This is a genomic window from Qipengyuania sp. JC766 (assembly GCF_040717445.1).
Taxonomy (GTDB): domain Bacteria; phylum Pseudomonadota; class Alphaproteobacteria; order Sphingomonadales; family Sphingomonadaceae; genus JC766.
The window spans coordinates 507505-526609 of sequence record NZ_JBFEFL010000001.1 but is presented as its reverse complement, the minus strand read 5'-3'; the positions used below and the strand labels follow the sequence as shown (position 1 = coordinate 526609).

The following is a 19105-nucleotide window of genomic DNA, read 5'->3' as shown; positions in this document are numbered from 1 at the left end:
CGCGCAACGTCGTGCGTTTCGGGAAGCACATTTCGGGACCGTGGGGCATGGCACTGGACACGTTTGACAGTTACCGCATCGCTGCGCAGGAAGATCGGTGTGCGCCGCGCACGAAGATTACCGTACCCGCACAATTGCGGGCCAGCGGCGGCCGGGCCTTCCAGACGGTGGTGCACGATCTTTCGATCTCCGGCTTCAGCGCTTCGGCCATCAGCCGCATGCACGAAGGCCAGGTGTGCTGGATCACCCTGCCCGGCCTCGAATCCCGTCAGGCGGAAGTCGTATGGTGGGAAAACAGCGTGGTCGGCTGCGCCTTTGCCGAACTGCTCAGCCCCATCGTCCAGGAGAACATCCTGGCACGCTACAGCCCCGAGGCCGTCTACCGCGCCTGATCGTCGGAGCCGACGGCGTTCTCGATCGCGGCGAGAACCTGCCGCATCTGCGCGCGACCTTCCGGACTGGTCGCCGTGGGCCAGTTTCCGACGACGGCCACAACTACATTGTGAGCTGGCAGGATCGCTATCGACTGGCCGAAGATCCCTTGCGCACCATAGGGACCGTCGAACGCGGTCGGGCCGGTATTGGGGTAGGTCCACCACTGGTAGCCGTAGCCATAGCCATTGCCGAATTCGACCTGGGGCGACCCTGCCTCGATGAACCAGCGATCGGGCACGACGCCCTTACCGCCTTCGAGCGCGAACTGCCCGAAGCGCGCGTAATCGGCCAGGCGCAGTGACAGGCAGCAGCCGCCGATGCTTCCCCCGGTCAGGTCGCTCATCCAGAACATGCGATCTTCGAAACCGGCCGGGTCGACGATCTTGCCCTTGGCATATTCGGCCAGCGTCATGCCGGTCGCGTTCTCGACCAGTACGCCCAGCAGGTTCGTCTCGCCCGTCTTGTAGACCCATTTCTCGCCGGCCGGCGCCTCGCGCGGCAGGGTCTTCATGTAGGTGACGACCTGCGATTCGCCCGCGACCGGCTCGACGGTCAGCATCTTCGCGACATCGCTGTTCGCATCGGTGTAGTCCTCGTTCCAGCGCACGCCGGATGTCATCGTCGCCAGTTGCTCGACCGATACGTCGTCATAGGCGCTCCCTTTGAGGCCCGGGACGTATTTGGAGACAGGATCGCTCAGGCTCTGGATCGCGCCGTCCTTCAATGCGGCACCCAGCAGTGTCGAGGTGAAGCTTTTTGCGACGGAGAAGCTCGTCCAGCGCTGCTCCGGGCCGAAACCGAGGCCGTACTTCTCGTATCGCACACGGCCGTCATGGAGGACCATGATCCCGGCGGCATTCTGCGAGGTCAGATACGCGTCGAGCACCGTTGTCACCGCCTCGGGAAGAGGTCGGCCCTCGGGCAGGCTGCGGGTGCGGGCGGGCGGCGCAACTTCGGTCCCGGCGAAATAGCGTTCCATTTCGCGGAAGCGGTCCGACCGGGTGGCGTCGTCCCAGAACAGCACCGACTGCTGCTCCTCGAAGGAAAGCGGCGTCTCCGGCGTGCTTGCATAGGTCGCCGCAACGTTCTGCCCCGATGGAACCGTGGCGCAGGAGGCGAGGAGGACGGACGCCAGAGCGGCAAGAAGAGGTGTGCGCATTAGGAATCCTTTACGAGCGTGACTTGGTGGACGTCGATCCCGCCTCCGCGGAACCCGCCTTCGCAATACATGAGATAGTAGCGCCAGAGATTGGCAAAGCGATCGTCAAAGCCCGCCGGCAGTCTCCCCTGCGCAAGCGCAGCATCGAACCTGTGGCGCCACGCTTCCAGCGTGCGGGCATAGTCGATCCCGAAGTCGCGGCGATCCTGCCAGCTCAGCCCCCGTTCGCGGGCGAGGCTCTCGAACTCGCTGTTCCGGATCAGGAGACCGCCGGGGAAAATGTAAGCCTGGATGAAATCTGCGCTGGCGGCGTAATCGTCGAACAATTCCTCGCGCATCGAGATATACTGGATCGCGGCGCGTCCACCGGGTTTCAGGTTTCGTGCGAGGCTGTCGAAGAAGCTCGGCCAGTATTCGCGCCCGACCGCCTCGACCATTTCCACGCTGACGACAGCGTCGAACGCGCCGCGCGTGTCGCGATAGTCCTGCTTGCGGAAGGCGATGTCGACGCTCTCGTGGTCGCGCGCCCAAGCAAGCTGCTCGTCGGAAAGGCTGATCGCGGTGACCTTCGCGCCTTGCGAGGCGAGATGTCCGGCGAGCCCGCCCCAGCCGCATCCGATTTCCAGCACGCTGTCCGGATTGCCGAGGCGTTCGGAGAGCGCCGCCCATTTCCGGCGTTGCGCCGCTTCCAGATCGTCGTCCTGATCCCAGATTGCGCTCGAGTAGCTCATCGTCGGATCGAGCCAAGCGGCGTAGAAGTCGTTGCCGAGATCGTAGTGCGCGTGGATGTTGCGTTCCGACCCCGTGCGCGAGTTGCGGTTGCGCCAGTGCATGAACTGCTTGGCGAGGCGGAACGGGCCCTTGGCGCGGGCGGCGCCTCCCAGCGTCGCCGCGTTGTCCATGAACAGGGCGAAGAGCGAGACGGGATCGTCGCTCTCCCATTCGCCCGCTTCCCACGCCTGGTACCAGCCGACCGATCCACTGGTCGCCAGCCGGATCAACGCACGCCAGTCGTTGATCGTGACCGCGACTTCGAAGCCGGGCGCCCTGCCGCCCAGTCGGCGCTTCGTGCCGTCCGGCAGGTGCCCGGTCAGCGTACCGCGCAGGAGGCCTGCATCGATCCGGTCCAGTACCTTGTGGAACCCCGGTGCGATCAGTCTCGCGAGCAATCCGGGCGAACCGGCAAACCGATTGCCGGACCGTATCAGCCCACTCCCCCGATCGACTTCGCGTGTCGCCATGCGCGCCCTATGACGCGAAGTCGGGGACGCGACAAGTCAGCCGTCCTTCATCTCCCGATAGGCCTCCAACGCGCGTTCGCGCGCTTCCTTGTGGCCGATCAGCTTCTCCGGGTAATCGTCCGGGCGGTGCTCCCCTTCCGGATCGTGGATGTGCTCGTCATCGAGGTCGGCGAGTTCGGGCACGTATTCGCGGATATAGTCGCTTGCGTCGAACTTCTCGCTCTGACCGAGCGGCGCCATGATGCGCGGGAACATGTTGCTGTCCACGCCCGTCCCCGCGACCCATTGCCAATTGGTGCCGTTGCTCCCGTAATCCGCATCGACCAGCGTGTCCCAGAACCACTGTTCCCCGTGCCGCCAGTCGATCAGCAGGTGCTTGATGAGGAAGCTCGCCGCGATCATCCGCACGCGGTTGTGCATCCAGCCGGTCTTCCACAGCTGGCGCATTCCCGCATCGACGATGGGGTATCCGGTGCGTCCGTACTGCCAGGCTTCCAGCTCCTCCTGGATGATGTGGCCGCGGTTCGGATTGCGCCAGAGCTTGTTGTCGTCGATCGCGTCGCGGTAGGTTTCCGCCGGATAGTCCGGGAACTGGTAGATCAGGTTCTGCGCGTAATCGCGCCAGATCAGTTCCTTCTCGAACGTCTTCCAGCCCTGGCTGCGCTTGTCCTTGAAGCGGTGCCAGATGGAAACCGGGCTGATCTCTCCCCAGTGCAGATGGGGCGACATCTTCGAGGACTTGTCCTCGCTCGGCAGGTTCCGGCCGTCCTCGTATTCGTCGACGTGGTCGTCCCACCAGTCGAGCCGCTCGTGTGCCGCATCCTCGCCCACGGTCCAGAAGTCGCGGATGCCGCCGGCCCAGTCGGGCTTCGTCGGCAGTAGGTCCCAGTCGGAGAGGCTGTCGCTGTCCGGCATGTCCGAAGGCTGCGAGATGCTATCGGGCGCGGGCAGTTCGTCGCGCGGCGGCATCATGTCGAGCACGGATTTCGAGAACGGAGTGTAGATCTTGTACGGATCGCCCGAGCCGGTGGTCGCGGTGCCCGGCGGGAACAGGTAATTGCCGTCATGAAGGCAGAGCGCGCACTCGTTCTCGTCATCACCCAGATCATCGAGCGCGGCCTTCAGGTCCTCCTCTGCCTCGCGCCACCAGGGTTCGTAGTGGCGGTTGGCGTGGACCGCCGCCGCGCCGGTTTCCTTCGCGATACCGGCCAGCGCGCTGACGCAATCGCCCCGACGCAGCACGATGGAGGCATTGTGCCGGCCGAAGCCCTTGCCGAGGCTCTCCAGCGAATGGTGCAGCCACCAGCGCGATGCCCCGCCCAGCTTGCGGTCCCCGGCCCGGTCGTCGTCGAGAACGTAGACGGGGATGACGGGTCCGGCCTTGGCGGCGGCGTGGAGGGCGGGCTGGTCGCGCAGGCGAAGGTCGCGCCTGAGCCACACTATCTGGGGTTTGCTCATACCCTCCTAGGACGCATTGGCGGGACAGCCGGTTCCGGCAACGGGGATGGTGACCTCGCGCTTGAAGCTGTCGGAATTGGGTATGTCGAGGTAGCGCGCATCCTCGTAGATCACCGTCGCCTCGCACTGTCCGCGCTCGACAGTGGCCATGGGCAGTAGCGACCAGCGCATGAAGTCGCGCACCGGATGCGTCGCGTCGAGCGCGGCCCGTGCCACGGGATCATCCATGTTGTCGGGCCCGATCCGCGTCCATGATGTCAGCTCGCGCGTGCTGGCGAAGGGATCGAATGTGCCCTGGTAGATGACCCCGTCGGTCCGCCATACCACGTCGCGCTTCCAGAACAGCGCCGGCTGCGGGCCCGCGATGATCACCTCCGGCGCCAGGCCGGGTTCGCCGCGTGTCGGGGCAAGGCGCGCCTGCGCCCCGATCCAGCCGTTCACCGCGATATAGGCGACCACCACCGTCAGCGCGATCGCCGGCGGGGATCGCCAGGCGGGGCGCTGCTGCTTCTCCCGCTTGCGCGAAAGCCAGATGGCGAAGGCGACGCCGGTCCAGACCCAGACGTCGATGATGAAGAGCGCGCTGTTGTGGAACCAGAGATTGCTGAACGGCGACAGCAGCTGCACCGCATAGGTGTTCTGCCAGTCGAGCAGCGGATGGGTCAGCGCGCCGAGATAGGACAGCGCGAGAAGCCAGCCGAAATGCATCTCCAGCCCGCTCTTGAAGGCATGGCCGCGCCGCACCTGCCACTTGTCCAGCTGCCACAGCAGCCATGCAAGGATCGGCGGCATCAGCAGGACCCCGCCGACAAGCCCGTGGGTAAAACCGCGATGGGTCGCCAGCGGCGCCCAGGGCACCCAGTCGAAGAACACGTCGATATCGGGCATGTTCGCGCCCAGGATCAGCGCTGCCAGCCCCTTGCGCGTCAGCTTCTTGAGGCCCGTCTGGCCGAGCGCCCAGCCGGCCATCGAGTGGGTGAAGTTGTCCATGCCCTAGCCTTTCCGCGAACCGGAGCGAAACGGAGACATGGACCGCATGGACCACTGTCCTGGGGCAAAAAACCGGGAGCCGCGCACGGCATTAGGAAGGGCGTTTCGGGAGGTGCCGGGCAGACCGGCGAATGGGGCGAAGCACATCACCCGTCGCGCCTAGCAAGAGCGATGAATGTAGGACAGACGGAAACGCGCCCCACAAGCCGGCACAAGAAAGGGCGCCCGTCGCCGGACGCCCTTCCCCCTGTTGCAAAGCGTGCGGCCGGTTATGGCGAGCGCGCGCTGTTGCGTGCGTCGGTGAACTCGCTTTCCGAAAGGTAGGTCGAACCGTCTTCGTCGAAATAGAAGAAGGTGTTGCCCGCCTCGTTGATCTGCTGCGTGGTCAGATACGGCTTCGTCTCGTCGTTCGGCGCGGGCGTGGTCGGGTTCGCCGGAACCGCCCAGATGGCGTATTCCGCAACCGACAGCTTGCCGTCCGAATTGCGATCGAGGAAGGCGAAGTCCATCTGGCCGCGCGGCGGCAGGTTGATCACGTTGCCGGACGAGGAATTGCCCGACATGCTGTCGCCGGCATCGTCCGACGCCATGTTGCCACTGTTGGATGCGCTGCCATCGCTCGAGCTGGCGCTGCCGGACATGTTATCCGAACCGCCCGTATTGCCCGATGCGGAGCGCTCCATGCTTTCCTGCATCATCGTGTCGCGGTTCATGTCGTATTCGCGGCTCACGCCTTCGCGGTCCATCGCATCGTAGCTGGCCTGCTGTTCGGTGCTGAGCTCGCCGCCTACCGGATAGGCGTCGTCCTCGACGACGGCATTGTCGCCTTCGACGTCGGCGGTGACTTCCGGATCGGTGGTACCGTCATCGACCGGATTGCATGCGGCAAGCGCGATTGCGAGGCCCGAAATGGCCGAAAATTGCTTGAGATTCATACTGCTCCTCCTGTTGGCATCGAAGGGGCGGGTCTGACGCCCCGTTTCCCTACCAATGCGCAGGAACAGCGATCGTTCAGAATTCCCGCCCGTCGCTGGGCGGGGATTCACATGTTTTAATCCGAAGGGAGCTGGAGCTACCCGATCAGACCGGGTCCTGCGCCGTGCCGTCCACGGTCCAGGTCTGACCGCTGGCGAGCAGCTTGGCGAGGTTCGCCTGCTTGCCTTCGCTGGCGCGTGCGCGTTCCGCGACCACGGCGCTTTCGAAGGTCGGTGCCGGGTCGTCGTACAGCACGCCGAGCGGCATTGGATACGGGCCGAAGGGCAGTTCCGCCAACAGGTGCGCCATGACGCGGTTCTTCGCATCGTGCACGCGCACGCCCGCCGCCTGCCAGTCACCGTCCACCACGTCCACGACAATGAAGGCCAGTGCCTCGCTGTCGAAGGCAAGGCCCTTCACCCCGCCGGACTTTTCCGAACCGAACAGCATGGGTTCGCCGTCCTGCAGCCAAAGCTGCCGGTCCTCCGCACCCTTGGGCGCGGCGAAATCGTCGAACACGTCCTTGTTGTAGACGATGCAGTTCTGGAAGATCTCGATGAAGGCCGCGCCCTCATGCGCATGGGCCGCCATCAGCACTTCGGGCAGTTTCTTCGATACGTCGAAGCCGCGCGCCACGAAGCGCGCGCCCGCCCCCAGTGCGAAGGCGCAGGGGTTGGCGGGGTAATCGACGCTGCCGATGGGGCTGGACGGGCTCTTGGTGCCGACCCGGCTGGTGGGCGATGCCTGCCCCTTGGTGAGGCCGTAGATCTCGTTGTTGAACAGCATGATCTGCATGTTCACGTTGCGCCGCAGGACATGCAGCATGTGGTTGCCGCCGATGGAAAGCCCGTCGCCGTCCCCGGTCACCAGCCACACGTCGAGATCGGGATTGGCGAGCTTCGCCCCCGTCGCGATTGCCGGCGCGCGGCCGTGGATCGTGTGGAAGCCGTAGGTTTCCATGTAATAGGGGAAGCGGCTGGAACAGCCGATCCCCGAAATGAACACGGTGTTGGACGGATCGCAGCCCAGCTGCGGCAGCGTGCGCTGCACCGCCTTCAGGATCGCATAGTCCCCGCAACCCGGGCACCAGCGAACCTCCTGGTCGGTTTCCCAGTCCTTGAGCGTGGTTTCGATCTTAGCGGGTGCGTTCATAGTTTTATCTCTTCGCGAAAATGCCAATGGACCCAGCCATATGCGAATATCGCTCCGCCTATCGATGAGAACATGGCATCGCCCAGAAAGTCGCCTGGGCCAATATGTGTGCTGAGGACGCTCCAGAGGATGATGCCGGCTAACACCATCTGAGACACACCAGCGATCTCCGGCGGAACCGAAAAGAGCGCGTTCCTGTAAAAGCGCCTATACCAGCGTATTGAGTAGATCGTTTGGTCTTTGGTCACACCGCCCCAAACTAGACAAATTCCCAAAGCGAGCGACGCCGGAAATGCGACCCACATGGTCCCCGAATAGAGACCAACGAGGATCGCTACACCTATCGCCAGCGCGTGGACCGCGTAGGCCTGAACCGCGGCTCCAACATCAGGCCCATCGCTAAAGGCCATCACTCGCTCTCCACCGGACTCGGCAGCTGCTGATCGTTCACCTCGACCTGCCCGCCTTCGTTTCCGGGGATGTCGTCGAAATACTTGCCGATGGCTTCTTCCAGTTCGGCGATCTGGAACGGCTGGCCGCTGGTCTTGGTCAGCGGCTGCGCATCGATCAGGAACTGGTCGCGCAGGACGGTCTTGAACTGGCCGGTGTTCATTTCCGGCACCAGCACCGCGTTGTAGGCGCGCAGCAGGTCGCCCAGATTGGCGGGCAGCGGCCAGATATGGCGCACATGGACGTGGCTCACGTCCTGCCCCCTGGCGCGTGCACGGCCCACCGCCTGGTGGATCGGACCGTAGGTGCTGCCCCAGCCGACGACGGCAAGCTTGCCGGACGTGTCGCCCACGGCGACATCCTGTTCGGGCACGTCGATGCTCAAGACCTTGCGCTTGCGAGCATCGGTCATCGCCTGGTGGTTGTCGGGCGCGTAGTCGATATTGCCGGTGCCCTGCGCCTTCTCGATCCCGCCGATGCGATGCATCAGGCCCGGCGTGCCCGGCTTGATCCACGGGCGAGCGCCCTTGTCGTCGCGGGCGTAGGGCAGCAGTTGCTCGCCCTGCTTTTCCGTCATGAAACTCGCGGGGAAGGGATCGTAGCTCGCCGGATCGGGGACTTTCCACGGTTCGGCCGCATTGGCGATATAGCCGTCGGTCAGCAGCATCACCGGCGTCATGTAGCGGATGGCGATGCGGCACGCCTCGATCGCGCAGTCGAACGCGTCGCCGGGGCTGCGCGCGGCGATCACCGGCATCGGCGCATCGCCGTTGCGGCCATAGACCGCCTGGTAGAGGTCGCTCTGCTCGGTCTTGGTCGGAAGGCCGGTGCTGGGCCCGCCGCGCTGGCTGTTGACGATGACCAGCGGCAGCTCGGTCATGATCGCGAGGCCCATTGCCTCGGTCTTGAGAGCGATGCCCGGGCCGGAGGAACTGGTGACGCCCAGCTGCCCCGCCCAGCTTGCCCCGATGGCGGCGCAGATCGCGGCGATCTCGTCTTCCGCTTGGAAGGTGGTGACGCCGTATTCCTTCAGCCGCGCCAAGTGGTGCAGGATCGCGGAGGCCGGCGTGATCGGGTATCCGCCGAAGAACATCGGCAGTTCCGCCAGCTGCGCCCCTGCGACAAGACCCAGCGATACCGCCTCGGCACCGGTGATGGTGCGATAGAGGCCGGGCTCGCTTTCCACCGGTGGCAGGTGCGGCTGCTTGAGGCCGCGCGGACCCGCCAGTTCGGCGGTTTCGCCATAGGCATGGCCGGCGTCGAGGGCGGCGATGTTGGCCTTGGCGATGTCCGGCTTCCGGGCGAATTTCTGGTTCAGCCAGTCATGAATCGGCGCGCGCGGGCGGTCGAACATCCACAGCGCCAGCCCCAGCGTCCACATGTTCTTGGACCGCAGCGCATCCTTGTTGCCGAGGCCGAAATCCTTGACCGCCTCGATCGTGCGCGCGCTGATGTCGAACGCCAGCAGCTGGTATTTCGCGAGGCTGCCGTCCTCCAGCGGGTTGCTGTCGTATTTCGCCTTGTCGAGGTTGCGCTTGGTGAACTCGCCCGTGTCCGCGATGATGAGGCCACCGGGCTTCAGCGCCGCGAGGTTCACCTTGAGCGCCGCCGGGTTCATCGCCACCAGCACGTCCGGCGCGTCGCCGGCAGTATGGATCGAACGGCTGCCGAAATTGATCTGGAACGCGCTGACGCCGAACAGAGTGCCCTGCGGCGCGCGGATCTCGGCCGGAAAATCGGGGAAAGTCGCCAGATCGTTCCCCGCGAGCGCGGTGGACAGGGTGAACTGCCCGCCGGTCAGCTGCATTCCGTCACCGCTGTCGCCCGCGAAGCGCACGACGATCGCGTCGGTGGCGGCGGGGTTCACTGTGTCATCCTGTTGCGCGGCTGTCGCCATTCCAAATCCTTGGTTGCATCTCGTGCGCCGGCCCTCGTCAGTCCGGCTTGTTGTCGGGGCGCGACCTATGCCTCGCCCCGCCCGCTCGCAATGAACTTTTTCTCCTACGCCGGAAATTCCCGGCTGCAAACATGCCCCCCATGCGTTACCCGCCCGACCGACTGGAAAATCTGGGAGACCCGGGCCATGGCCGACACCGAACCGTATGTACGCGCCGACGTGCGCGCCTTTCTCGACATGCTGGAAAGCATCGGGCGACCGGGGGTCGAGGAAATCGGGGCCGAGGAAGGGCGCAAGGGCATGCGGGTGCTGGGCGCCATGGCGGAAGCGCCGGCCCGCGACCTCGCCGTCATCCGCGACCTCACCTGCCCAGGCCCGGGCGGCGACATCCCGCTGCGGTTCTACGACGCGAAGGAATCGCGCGGGCCCGGCCCTGTCGCAGTATTCCTGCATGGCGGCGGGTTCGTGATCGGGGACCTGGAGGTCTACAACAATCTGTGCACCGAAATAGCGGTGGCATTGGATGTGCCGGTGGTCTCGGTCGACTACCGCCTCGCGCCCGAACACCCCTTCCCCGCCGCGCCGGACGATTGCGAGGCGGCAGCGCGCTGGATCGCCGGTTCGCCCGAGGCGCTGGGCCGCGAGGTGACCGGCCTGGTCATCCTGGGCGACAGCGCTGGCGGCAACCTGACCATCGTGACGACCAACCAGCTTACGTCCGATCCGGCCGATGTCCCCGTGCTGGTGCAGGCGCCGATCTATCCGGTGGCCAACGACATCAGCGAGCACGAGAGCTTCCAGGCCTTCGCGGAAGGATACTTCCTGACCCGCGCGACCATGGCGTGGTTCACCAGCAAATACGCCGCCGATCCGGACGACCCGCGCAACCTGCCGATGATCGGCGATTGCTCAGACACCCCGCCGACGGTCATCTGCACCGCCGGGCTCGACCCCCTTCGCGATTCGGGGCGCGATTACGCCGCGCATCTCGTACAGCAGGGTACCGAGGTCAGCTATTTCGAATTCGCGGGCATCGTCCACGGGTTCAGCACGCTGCGCAAGGCCATGCCGAGCGGACAGGCCGATATCGAAGCGTTCCTGGGCGCGATCCGGGTGAAGCTCGACCGGGCGACGAAGGGAAACGCGGCATGAGCGGGACCGAACCGACCGAATACCGGCAGTGCGCCGGCTTCATGCTCGCCAACCGGGAAGGCAAGGTCTTCGTCGGCCAGCGGATCGACGGCAAGAACCTTGGCGCATGGCAGATGCCGCAGGGCGGCATCGATCCGGGCGAGAACCAAGAGCAAGCCGCGCTGCGCGAGCTGGAAGAGGAAACGGGCGTCACCGCCGACCTCGTCGAGATCGTGGCGCGCATGCCCTACCCCGTGCAATACGACCTGCCCGAAGAGCTGATGGGCAAGCTGTGGGGCGGCAAGTATCGCGGGCAGGAACAGCACTGGTTCCTCGGCCGCTTCACCGGCTCGGACGACGACATCGACCTCGAAGCCCACGATCCGCCCGAATTCTGCGAATGGCAATGGGTCGAGCCGGCAAACCTCCCCGACCTCATCGTACCCTTCAAACGGGACGTTTACGCGTCGCTGGTCAAGGAACTCGCGCCGCTCATCTGACGCGCGAGCGTTCGCTTCAATTCTGCTCGATCTTCACGTCGGGCAGGACGTCTTCTGCTGCCAGGACCGGAGTCTGGGGTCCGCGTGCGAGGGCGGAGGCGAGGTCCTGCGTTTCCGGGCAGCTTTCACCGCACAGCGATTCCAGCTTGGTGAGGTTCTGGCGGGCCTTCTCGATCGCGCCCTTCTCCACCAGCGCTTCGCCTTCGCCCGAGATGGCGGCGTAGTTGCGCGGATCGCGTTCCTGCGCCTTGCGGTAGTAGCCGATCGCCTTGCCCTGCATCCCGTCGCGGCGCGCCGCCTCGGCGAGGTCGAGATAGATCGGCGTGTAGCCCGGATCGACCGCGAGCGCGGCTTCGAATGCGTCGATCGCCCGTTGCGGCTGGCCGGCGTCGAGCGCCGCCTTTCCGTCCGCGATCAGGACCGCAGCGCGCGGATCCGGGTCCCGGTCCTGCGCCACGCCGACGCTGGCCGTGATGGCCAAGGCGATCGAGAGGACGGCGGAAACCGGGGCGTAACGCATGATGAACTCCTTGGCGGCAGCGGCACGGGTTCTGGTCTGTACTGCCATAGACGCCCTGCCTAACATGGCGAAGCTAGACGTGCGATGAAAAATCCGTCCGTTCCATCGCGGTACGGCGCCAACCTGACGCCCTTCCCGCGTGCCTGCCCGATCGGCAGGTCGACTGCTTCGGCCGACCACTCCGGGTGCCTCGCCAGGAACGCCTCGACCCTGTCGACGCCCTCAATGTCGAGCACCGAGCAGGTGACGAACACGAGCCGCCCGCCCGGACGCAGCAACTGCGCGCCGATATCGAGCAGACGGTCCTGCGCGGCCGCGAAGCCTTCCAGGGCTGCCGGGTCCAGCCGCCAGCGCGCCTCGGGCTTGCGCCGCCAGGTCCCGCTACCCGAACACGGCGCATCGACCAGCACGGCATCCGCCTGCCCCTGCAGGCGCGCCAGCGCTTCCAGTTCCCTGCCCGGATCGAGCAGCACCGTCTCGACCATGCCGGCGCCGGCGCGTTCCGCGCGCGGTGCCAGTTTCGACAAGCGGCCCCGGTCGGTATCGCTTGCGACCAGCACGCCGCGATTGTCCATCGCCGCGGCCAGCGCCAGCGTCTTGCCGCCCGCGCCCGCGCACAGATCGACCACGGTTTCGCCCGGCTGCGCACCCACGGCATGGCAGGCCCACTGGCTGCCATGGTCCTGCACCTCCACCAGCCCGTCGCGGTAGGCGGGCCACTGTTCGACCTGCGTCCCGGTAGCAAACCGCAGGCCCTGCGGCGCGGCAAGTTCCTCGCCCTGTTCCGGGAGGCCGACCTGCGACCGGTCGGCCTTCAGCGTGTTCACCCGAATGTCGAGCGGCGCGCGATCGAGCAGCGCGCCCGCCTCCTCGCCTTCGATCCCGCTGGCGCGCAGCGCATCGGCCAGCCAGGCGGGTCCGATACCGCCCTTCGCCGCGCTGTCCTTCGGGGTGATTTCCGGCGGCCCGTACTGGGAGCCATCGAACAGCGGTGCGATGGCAGGATCGGTCTCGGCCAGCCGAAGCATGGCGTCCCGCCCGTTCGCCGGGACCGGGCCGCAGGCGCGAATGGCGCCATAGACGAGTTCGCGGATCGCGCGCCGGTCCTTGGAGCCGGCATAGCGGTTGTCGCGCGCCCACTGGGCCACGATGCGGTCCGCCGGGGCACCGCGATCCCGCGCCTCCGCGATCACGCCGTCCAGGATTGTGATGGCGGCCTGTACCCGCGCGGCAGGCGTCATGGCTCAGCGCGTCGGATAGTTGGGCGCCTCGCGCGTGATGCTCACGTCGTGCACATGGCTTTCCGAAAGCCCCGCATTGGTGATCCGCACGAACTGGGCGCGCGTGCGCAAGTCCTCGATCGTGGCGCTGCCGGTATAGCCCATCGCCGCCTTGATTCCGCCGACAAGCTGGTGGACCACGTCCGCCGCCGGCCCCTTGAACGGGACCTGTCCCTCGATCCCTTCGGGGACCAGCTTCTGCTGGCTGATGTCCTGCTGGAAATAGCGGTCCGCGCTGCCGCGCGCCATGGCGCCGACGCTGCCCATGCCGCGATAGCTCTTGTAGCTGCGGCCCTGGTAGAGGAACGTTTCGCCCGGCGCTTCCGCCGTACCGGCGAGCAGCGATCCGACCATCACCGACGATGCGCCGGCGGCCAGCGCCTTGGCCGCATCGCCGCTTGTGCGAAGGCCGCCATCGGCGATGACCGGCACGCCCGACTTCGCGGCCTCTTCCGCGCTGTCCATGATCGCGGTCAGCTGCGGCACGCCCACGCCCGCGACGATGCGCGTCGTACAGATGGATCCCGGCCCGATGCCGATCTTCACCGCGTCCGCGCCCGCGCCAACCAATGCCTTCGTCGCTTCCGCCGTGGCGACGTTGCCGGCGATGACCTGCACCGAATTGGACATGGCCTTCACGCGTTCCACCGCGCGCGACACGTCGGCATTGTGGCCGTGCGCGGTGTCGATGATGATGACGTCCACTTCGGCATCGATCAGCTGTTCGGTGCGCGCGAAACCCTTGTCGCCGACCGTGGTCGCCGCCGCGACGCGCAGGCGGCCGGCCGCATCCTTCGTGGCGTTGGGGTAGTTGACGGCCTTTTCGATGTCCTTGACCGTGATCAGCCCTACGCAGTGGCCGTCATTGTCGACCACCAGCAGCTTTTCGATCCGGCGCTGGTGAAGCAGGCGACGCGCTTCGTCCTGCCCGGTGCCCAGTGGCACGGTGGCGAGGTTTTCCGTCGTCATCAGCTCGCGCACCGGCTGCTGCGGATTTTCGGCGAAGCGGACATCGCGATTGGTGAGGATGCCGGTCAGCTTCCCGTTCCGGTCCGTCACCGGGATGCCGCTGATCCGGTGCTTCTGCATCAGCGCCTGCGCCTCGCCCAGCGTGGCTTCGGGGTGGATGGTGATCGGATTGACCACCATGCCGCTTTCGTACCGCTTCACCGCGCGGACCGCGTCGGCCTGCTGCTCGGGATCGAAATTGCGGTGAAGCACGCCGATGCCGCCCAGCTGCGCCATCACGATGGCCATGTCCGCCTCGGTCACCGTGTCCATCGCCGCGGACAGCACCGGGATATTGAGCGCGATGTCCCGCGTCAGCTGCGTGCGGGTGTCCGCCATGCTCGGCACGATCTCGCTCTCGGCGGGACGCAGGAGCACGTCGTCGAAGGTAAGGCCGAGGGGTATGTCGAGATGTGCCACTGAGAGAATCGCCTGCCGGGGTAGAAACGTGGCGGCCCATGTAACGACGGATGGTGACAGACGCTAGTGGCCCGATGGGAGCCTACTCGTCAGTCGTCCCTGCCGGTGCGATCGTCCCCGGGGTCCGGCAGCGAACGCAGCGCCTCGATCTCGCGCGCCGTGCGCTCGGCGGGGTCGGTCGCGATCTCCTCAAGCGTTCCGACCCGCTCCTGCAGCCTGGTCACCAGGTTACGCAGGCGCTCGTTCTCCTCGTCGATCGTGCGCAGGGTCTTCACCGGTTGCGCCGCCGTGTCGACGTAGAACTCGACGAACCCGCAGGAGGTGCAACGGCGCGAGAGCATTTCCGAAGACTTGGCGCCGATGCCGAGCATCGATTTCCAGAAACCGGGCTCGCCATCCATCCACTTCACCCGGCCGCCGGAATCGGGAAGGAACAGGAACCCCTGTGTCATCCGCCCTCGGCACTTGGGACAGTCGGACATCGGATCACTCCATTGGTGTGTTATGCTGATAACACGCTAGTGCGGAATCACTCCGCCGTCCATCCCCCGTCGATGCTCCAGTTCGCGCCGTTCACGTTCTGCGCCTCGTCCCGGCACAGGAATACCGCCATCGCGCCCACATCCTCGGGCTGGACGAACTTCTTGGTCGGCTGCTTGGCGAGCAGGACCTGGTCGATCACCTCGTCCCGGTCCATGCCGCGCGCCTTCATCGTGTCGGGGATCTGGTTTTCCACCAGCGGGGTCCAGACGTAGCCCGGGCTGATCGCGTTCACCGTGATGTTGTCCTGCGCTACTTCCAGCGCGACGGTCTTGGTCAGCCCGGCGATCCCGTGCTTGGCCGCGACATAGGCGGACTTGTAGGGCGATGCGGTCAGCGAATGCGCGCTGGCGGTGTTGATGATCCGGCCCCAGCCGGCCTCCTTCATGTGCGGCACGGCAAGGCGGATGGTGTGGAAGGCGGCGGACAGGTTCAGGGCGATGATTTTGTCCCACTTGGGCACCGGGAATTCCTCGATCGCGGACACGTGCTGCATTCCGGCATTGTTGACGAGGATATCCACTCCGCCCGCATCGGCCATCATGCCCTCGATCGCGTCGGGATCGGTCAGGTCCGCGCCCGAATGGCGCGCATCCAGTTCCTCGCACAGCTTCGCGATCTCTTCCTCCTCGCCGAAGCCGTTGAGGACGATCTCCGCCCCTTCCGCCTTCAGGGCCCGCGCAATGGCGAGGCCGATCCCGGACGTGGAACCGGTGACGAGGGCACGCTTGCCGGACAGGAACATTGGAATCTCCTCGAGAATGGGTATCACTCGCGCCTTGTAGCAAGTGGCGCGGGCGGGCAAGACGCTGTCCCTAGCAACGGTGCGATAGTGCGGGGGACCAGATGCGGCTCAATCCTTTCAACAGCAACACGATCAGGGTGTCCTCCGAAGGGCGCCGCGGCGGCGGTTTCCCCCGCGGGGGCGGCGGCAAGCTGGGCTGCGGCACCATCGTGATCGCACTGGTCGCGGCGCTGGTGTTCGGGGTCGATCCGGGCCAGCTGCTCGGCAACCTGGAAGGCGGCGGCACCATGCCCCCGGCGCAGCAGGCCGGAACCGGCGAAACCGAAGAGGATATCTGCAACTCCAACGCCTATTCGCGCGAAACCTGCAACGCGCTCTCCTCGCTCAACGCGACCTGGTCGCAGGTGTTCGAGGAACAGGGCGTCCGCTTCGTGGATCCGCAGCTCGCCATGCCCACTCAGAACCAGTACCGCACGGCCTGCGGTGTCGCTTCGGCCGGGATGGGTCCGTTCTACTGCCCGAGCAACCAGACGATGTATATCGACGTGCGCTTCTACGACCAACTGGCCCGCATGGCCGGCGATGAGGGCGACTTCGCGCGCTATTACGTCGTCGCGCACGAATACGGGCACCACGTCCAGACCATCACCGGCGTCGCGCGCCAGATCCGCAGCGCGCAGCAGCAGAACCCGCGCCGGGCGAACCAGTTGCAAGTGCTGATGGAACTGCAGGCGGATTGCTATGCCGGGGTCTGGGCGGGCCGCAACCGCAACCTCATCGAACCGGGCGACATGGAAGAAGGCCTCGCCGCCGCCGCCGCGATCGGCGACGACACGCTGCAACGCCAGGCCGGGCAGCAGGTCAGCCCCGAAAGCTTCACCCACGGCACCAGCGAACAGCGGATGCAGGCCCTGCGCCTCGGCTTCCGAGGAGACGACCGCGCCTGCGACGCGATCCTCGAGGTGAGTTGACGGCACAAAATAGGGGGCAGGGAATTTCTCCCCGCCCCCCTCTCACGAGTTAATGCCGCACTCAGCTTTCGGTGTAGCGACCTTCGTCCATCGCATCTCTTGCAGCAGACCAGTCGACATTTCGGGTCGCGAACATCACCGCCGCCAGCGCCACGAAGAGCAGCAGCGAACCAACCAGCAGCGCAAACGCTTCCAGGCTGAGCAGGACATAGAGTGTCGCATACAGCCCTGCGAGCATCCCGCCGACCATGCCGGCGCGCCGCCATCCGCCCAGCACCGAGACGCTGTAGGTCGTCAGCAGGCCGATGATCGCCGCGCTGGCGATCAGGTAGGCGAAGGCGAAGCCCAGATGCTCTGCAAATCCCAGCAGCATCACGAAGAACAGCACCAGCCCCGCGCCGGTCAGCAGATATTCCACCGAGGCCACACGGGCGCCGGCGACGACATCGAACATGAGGTACACGAGGAAAGTGAAGCCGATGAAGAGGAAGCCGTACTTCACCGATCGTTCGACCTGGCTGTAGATGTCGACCGGCTCGACCAGACGGACCGCAGCGACCTTGCTGGTCGATGCATGGGCGGTCGTCCCGGTCATTTCGTACCGGTCTCCTTCCGCGCCGACGGCAAGCTCGCCCGGCGCGGGCGGCCCGCGGTCTTCGGTGGACACGATCGGTTCGCCCAGCGCCAGATTGGTGATGCCTTCGTATGTGGCATCAAAACCGTCGGCACTCACGTCACTGCTACCGGGCAGGAAACTGCCCACGAAGCTGGGATGCTGCCAGGGCGAGGTGACCTGCCACTGCGTCCGGCCGCCGCGCGGCACGAAGGCGAGCGAGCGGGTGCCGTTGAACGACAGGCTCCACCGGACCGGCAAAGTGCCTTCGCCATTCCATGACAGGGCCGTCGAAAAGCCCGATCCGTCCGTCGCGGCCGGGCCGTTGCCCGGGTTCAAGGCCAACCTCCCGTTGCCGGCCTGCACCATCGTTTCCCCGATCAGGCCCTGCGTGTCGGTCACGCCGAAGCGCAGTTCGGCCCTGTCGATCTGGAGCGCTTCGCGCGCGATACCCAGCCGTTCGATCTCGTCGGGAACGGTAAAGACCGCTTCGCCGGTCACCGCCGCCTCGTATACCGCCGTGCGATAGATCGCGTAGCCTTTGAGCTCAGGAGCGATCGTCGTGCGGACGGATTGCGACTGCGGCGAGACGAAGAGTTCGCGTTCACGGCGGACCGTACGGCTCACTTTCCGGCCATCCATGGTTTCCGTCTCGACCGTGTCGGTTTCGTAGGGAATGACCAGCATGGGTCCCGTCATCGTCTGAGGCCCTGCCCAGCCCTGGCTGATCGCGTCCTGCGCAGTCCGCGACTGCGCTTCGCGGTCGCCCACCAGACCGTAGACCATCAGCAGCGGGATCATCAGGACGAACCCGACCAGTCCAACGAGTGCCAGCTTCGTACCCGGATTTCTTCGTACCATCTCAACGCCTCCTCTTGCGATGAAACGTTGTTTTTGAGCGACGAACTGAATTCCGGGTGAATGCGCGTACGAGGGTGGAGAGATTGCGCGGACGAAAAGCGGGATAAAACCAAACACCGCTAACCCGGATTGGATGAAAGTTTGATCGGTCCGGAACGGACGTGGCGATGGCGCGCTTGCGCCACATGAGTGTCAGCGAATACCGGGATCGTATCCTGTCCGCCCCGCAGCTTCGACTCGTCGGCGGTATCGATGAGGCGATGTATGCCGAATTCCGCAACCAGCTCGCCGCCGCCCCGACAGACGGGGACCTCGTCGTGTCGCTGACCACGCTCGGCGGCAATCCGGAAATCGCGCGCGCGATGGCGGACGACGTGCGCCTGTTGCGCGAGGCGGGGCGCTCGGTCCTCTTTCTGGGCAAGGCTGCGGTCTATTCGGCGGGCGCGACATTCATGGCCGGCTTCCCGGTGCATTGCCGCTTCCTCACCAAGGGGACGCGGCTGATGATCCACGAGCGGCAGATCACCCGTACCATCAACCTGTCGGGTCCCTTGCGCAGCTGTACCGACCAACTGAAGGCGGCCCTGCACGAAATCGAGCATTCGATCGAAATCGAGGAAGAGGGCTTTCACTCGCTGGTCGACGAGTCCGACATCGATTTCGAGACCCTGCGCGAGAAAGCACCGGACAACTGGTACATCCCGTGCGACGAGGCGCAGGAGAAGAAGCTGATAGCCGGCGTCATCTGACGCCCGGCCG

At 65.7% G+C, this 19105-nt stretch carries 19 protein-coding genes; 5 read left to right on the top strand and 14 right to left on the bottom strand.

The annotated features are described in order from the left end of the window. Positions 1–47 precede the first annotated feature (47 nt). Positions 48–392, top strand: a complete 345-nt coding sequence (locus tag AB1K63_RS02590) for a PilZ domain-containing protein (protein ID WP_366958368.1) — start codon at positions 48–50, stop codon at positions 390–392. Here the strand turns inward: AB1K63_RS02590 and AB1K63_RS02585 are convergent. The 8 genes from AB1K63_RS02585 to AB1K63_RS02550 form a co-directional block, all read right to left on the bottom strand. Beyond that, entirely contained in the window at positions 380–1594 is a 1215-nt protein-coding gene (locus AB1K63_RS02585; protein ID WP_366958367.1) for a serine hydrolase, read from the bottom strand. The two genes, AB1K63_RS02590 and AB1K63_RS02585, sit on opposite strands and share 13 nt — an antisense overlap. After that, positions 1594–2835, bottom strand: a complete 1242-nt coding sequence (locus AB1K63_RS02580) for a cyclopropane-fatty-acyl-phospholipid synthase family protein (protein ID WP_366958366.1) — start codon at positions 2833–2835, stop codon at positions 1594–1596. Before AB1K63_RS02580 ends, AB1K63_RS02585 begins: the two co-directional genes overlap by 1 nt. Before the next feature lie 36 nt (positions 2836–2871). Beyond that, positions 2872–4293, bottom strand: coding sequence for a deoxyribodipyrimidine photo-lyase (locus AB1K63_RS02575; protein WP_366958365.1), 1422 nt, complete (start codon positions 4291–4293; stop codon positions 2872–2874). 6 nt (positions 4294–4299) lie between these two features. Further along, entirely contained in the window at positions 4300–5283 is a 984-nt protein-coding gene (locus tag AB1K63_RS02570) for a metal-dependent hydrolase (RefSeq protein WP_366958364.1), read from the bottom strand. 269 nt (positions 5284–5552) lie between these two features. Next, positions 5553–6218 (bottom strand): hypothetical protein, encoded by a 666-nt coding sequence (locus AB1K63_RS02565; protein ID WP_366958363.1) that lies wholly within the window; start codon positions 6216–6218, stop codon positions 5553–5555. A gap of 145 nt (positions 6219–6363) precedes the next feature. Further along, entirely contained in the window at positions 6364–7410 is a 1047-nt protein-coding gene (locus AB1K63_RS02560) for a 2-oxoacid:ferredoxin oxidoreductase subunit beta (RefSeq protein ID WP_366958362.1), read from the bottom strand. Continuing rightward, positions 7407–7820, bottom strand: a complete 414-nt coding sequence (locus AB1K63_RS02555) for a hypothetical protein (RefSeq protein ID WP_366958361.1) — start codon at positions 7818–7820, stop codon at positions 7407–7409. Before AB1K63_RS02555 ends, AB1K63_RS02560 begins: the two co-directional genes overlap by 4 nt. Then, entirely contained in the window at positions 7820–9757 is a 1938-nt protein-coding gene (locus tag AB1K63_RS02550) for a 2-oxoacid:acceptor oxidoreductase subunit alpha (protein ID WP_366958360.1), read from the bottom strand. The genes AB1K63_RS02555 and AB1K63_RS02550 overlap by 1 nt, the downstream gene beginning before the upstream one ends. Positions 9758–9943: 186 nt before the next feature. Here AB1K63_RS02550 and AB1K63_RS02545 point away from each other — a divergent pair, with 186 nt between their 5' ends. Then, the gene (locus AB1K63_RS02545; protein WP_366958359.1) at positions 9944–10909 is read left to right on the top strand and encodes an alpha/beta hydrolase; all 966 of its coding nucleotides are present in this window, start codon (positions 9944–9946) and stop codon (positions 10907–10909) included. Further along, positions 10906–11388, top strand: a complete 483-nt coding sequence (locus AB1K63_RS02540; RefSeq protein WP_366958358.1) for an RNA pyrophosphohydrolase — start codon at positions 10906–10908, stop codon at positions 11386–11388. Before AB1K63_RS02545 ends, AB1K63_RS02540 begins: the two co-directional genes overlap by 4 nt. A gap of 16 nt (positions 11389–11404) precedes the next feature. Here the strand turns inward: AB1K63_RS02540 and AB1K63_RS02535 are convergent, their stop codons facing one another. The 5 genes from AB1K63_RS02535 to AB1K63_RS02515 all read right to left on the bottom strand — a co-directional run bounded on the left by AB1K63_RS02535 (position 11405) and on the right by AB1K63_RS02515 (position 15901). Next, positions 11405–11908 carry a tetratricopeptide repeat protein gene (locus AB1K63_RS02535; protein ID WP_366958357.1) on the bottom strand — a complete coding sequence of 168 codons (504 nt, stop codon included), beginning with the start codon at positions 11906–11908 and terminating at the stop codon, positions 11405–11407. Positions 11909–11967: 59 nt separating this feature from the next. Further along, entirely contained in the window at positions 11968–13149 is a 1182-nt protein-coding gene (locus tag AB1K63_RS02530; protein ID WP_366958356.1) for an RsmB/NOP family class I SAM-dependent RNA methyltransferase, read from the bottom strand. A 3-nt stretch (positions 13150–13152) separates the two neighbouring features. Beyond that, positions 13153–14616: an IMP dehydrogenase gene (gene guaB, locus AB1K63_RS02525; RefSeq protein WP_366958355.1), complete on the bottom strand. Its 1464-nt coding sequence runs from the start codon at positions 14614–14616 to the stop codon at positions 13153–13155. An 89-nt stretch (positions 14617–14705) separates the two neighbouring features. After that, a complete protein-coding gene (locus tag AB1K63_RS02520) occupies positions 14706–15068 on the bottom strand; it encodes a hypothetical protein (protein WP_366958354.1) in 363 nt (120 codons plus the stop codon). 77 nt (positions 15069–15145) lie between these two features. Then, entirely contained in the window at positions 15146–15901 is a 756-nt protein-coding gene (locus AB1K63_RS02515; RefSeq protein ID WP_366960630.1) for a 3-hydroxybutyrate dehydrogenase, read from the bottom strand. A gap of 101 nt (positions 15902–16002) precedes the next feature. Here AB1K63_RS02515 and AB1K63_RS02510 point away from each other — a divergent pair, with 101 nt between their 5' ends. Then, positions 16003–16872 carry a neutral zinc metallopeptidase gene (locus AB1K63_RS02510; RefSeq protein ID WP_366958353.1) on the top strand — a complete coding sequence of 290 codons (870 nt, stop codon included), beginning with the start codon at positions 16003–16005 and terminating at the stop codon, positions 16870–16872. A 61-nt stretch (positions 16873–16933) separates the two neighbouring features. Here AB1K63_RS02510 and creD read toward each other — a convergent pair whose 3' ends face one another. Next, positions 16934–18346, bottom strand: a complete 1413-nt coding sequence (creD, locus tag AB1K63_RS02505; RefSeq protein WP_366958352.1) for a cell envelope integrity protein CreD — start codon at positions 18344–18346, stop codon at positions 16934–16936. 167 nt (positions 18347–18513) lie between these two features. Between creD and AB1K63_RS02500 the strand changes: the two genes are divergently transcribed. Then, a complete protein-coding gene (locus AB1K63_RS02500) occupies positions 18514–19095 on the top strand; it encodes an ATP-dependent Clp protease proteolytic subunit (RefSeq protein WP_366958351.1) in 582 nt (193 codons plus the stop codon). The last annotated feature ends 10 nt before the right edge of the window (positions 19096–19105 follow it).

Coding starts and splice junctions, on each gene's coding strand:
- AB1K63_RS02500 (WP_366958351.1), top strand. CDS start 18,514: ATGGCGCGCTTGCGCCACATGAGTGTCAGCGAATACCGGGATCGTATC.
- AB1K63_RS02530 (WP_366958356.1), bottom strand. CDS start 13,149: ATGACGCCTGCCGCGCGGGTACAGGCCGCCATCACAATCCTGGACGGC.
- AB1K63_RS02510 (WP_366958353.1), top strand. CDS start 16,003: ATGCGGCTCAATCCTTTCAACAGCAACACGATCAGGGTGTCCTCCGAA.
- AB1K63_RS02520 (WP_366958354.1), bottom strand. CDS start 15,068: ATGACACAGGGGTTCCTGTTCCTTCCCGATTCCGGCGGCCGGGTGAAG.
- AB1K63_RS02590 (WP_366958368.1), top strand. CDS start 48: ATGGCACTGGACACGTTTGACAGTTACCGCATCGCTGCGCAGGAAGAT.
- AB1K63_RS02560 (WP_366958362.1), bottom strand. CDS start 7,410: ATGAACGCACCCGCTAAGATCGAAACCACGCTCAAGGACTGGGAAACC.
- AB1K63_RS02540 (WP_366958358.1), top strand. CDS start 10,906: ATGAGCGGGACCGAACCGACCGAATACCGGCAGTGCGCCGGCTTCATG.
- AB1K63_RS02515 (WP_366960630.1), bottom strand. CDS start 15,901: ATGTTCCTGTCCGGCAAGCGTGCCCTCGTCACCGGTTCCACGTCCGGG.
- AB1K63_RS02580 (WP_366958366.1), bottom strand. CDS start 2,835: ATGGCGACACGCGAAGTCGATCGGGGGAGTGGGCTGATACGGTCCGGC.
- AB1K63_RS02555 (WP_366958361.1), bottom strand. CDS start 7,820: ATGGCCTTTAGCGATGGGCCTGATGTTGGAGCCGCGGTTCAGGCCTAC.
- AB1K63_RS02535 (WP_366958357.1), bottom strand. CDS start 11,908: ATGCGTTACGCCCCGGTTTCCGCCGTCCTCTCGATCGCCTTGGCCATC.
- AB1K63_RS02570 (WP_366958364.1), bottom strand. CDS start 5,283: ATGGACAACTTCACCCACTCGATGGCCGGCTGGGCGCTCGGCCAGACG.
- AB1K63_RS02550 (WP_366958360.1), bottom strand. CDS start 9,757: ATGGCGACAGCCGCGCAACAGGATGACACAGTGAACCCCGCCGCCACC.
- AB1K63_RS02585 (WP_366958367.1), bottom strand. CDS start 1,594: ATGCGCACACCTCTTCTTGCCGCTCTGGCGTCCGTCCTCCTCGCCTCC.
- creD (WP_366958352.1), bottom strand. CDS start 18,346: ATGGTACGAAGAAATCCGGGTACGAAGCTGGCACTCGTTGGACTGGTC.
- AB1K63_RS02545 (WP_366958359.1), top strand. CDS start 9,944: ATGGCCGACACCGAACCGTATGTACGCGCCGACGTGCGCGCCTTTCTC.
- AB1K63_RS02565 (WP_366958363.1), bottom strand. CDS start 6,218: ATGAATCTCAAGCAATTTTCGGCCATTTCGGGCCTCGCAATCGCGCTT.
- AB1K63_RS02575 (WP_366958365.1), bottom strand. CDS start 4,293: ATGAGCAAACCCCAGATAGTGTGGCTCAGGCGCGACCTTCGCCTGCGC.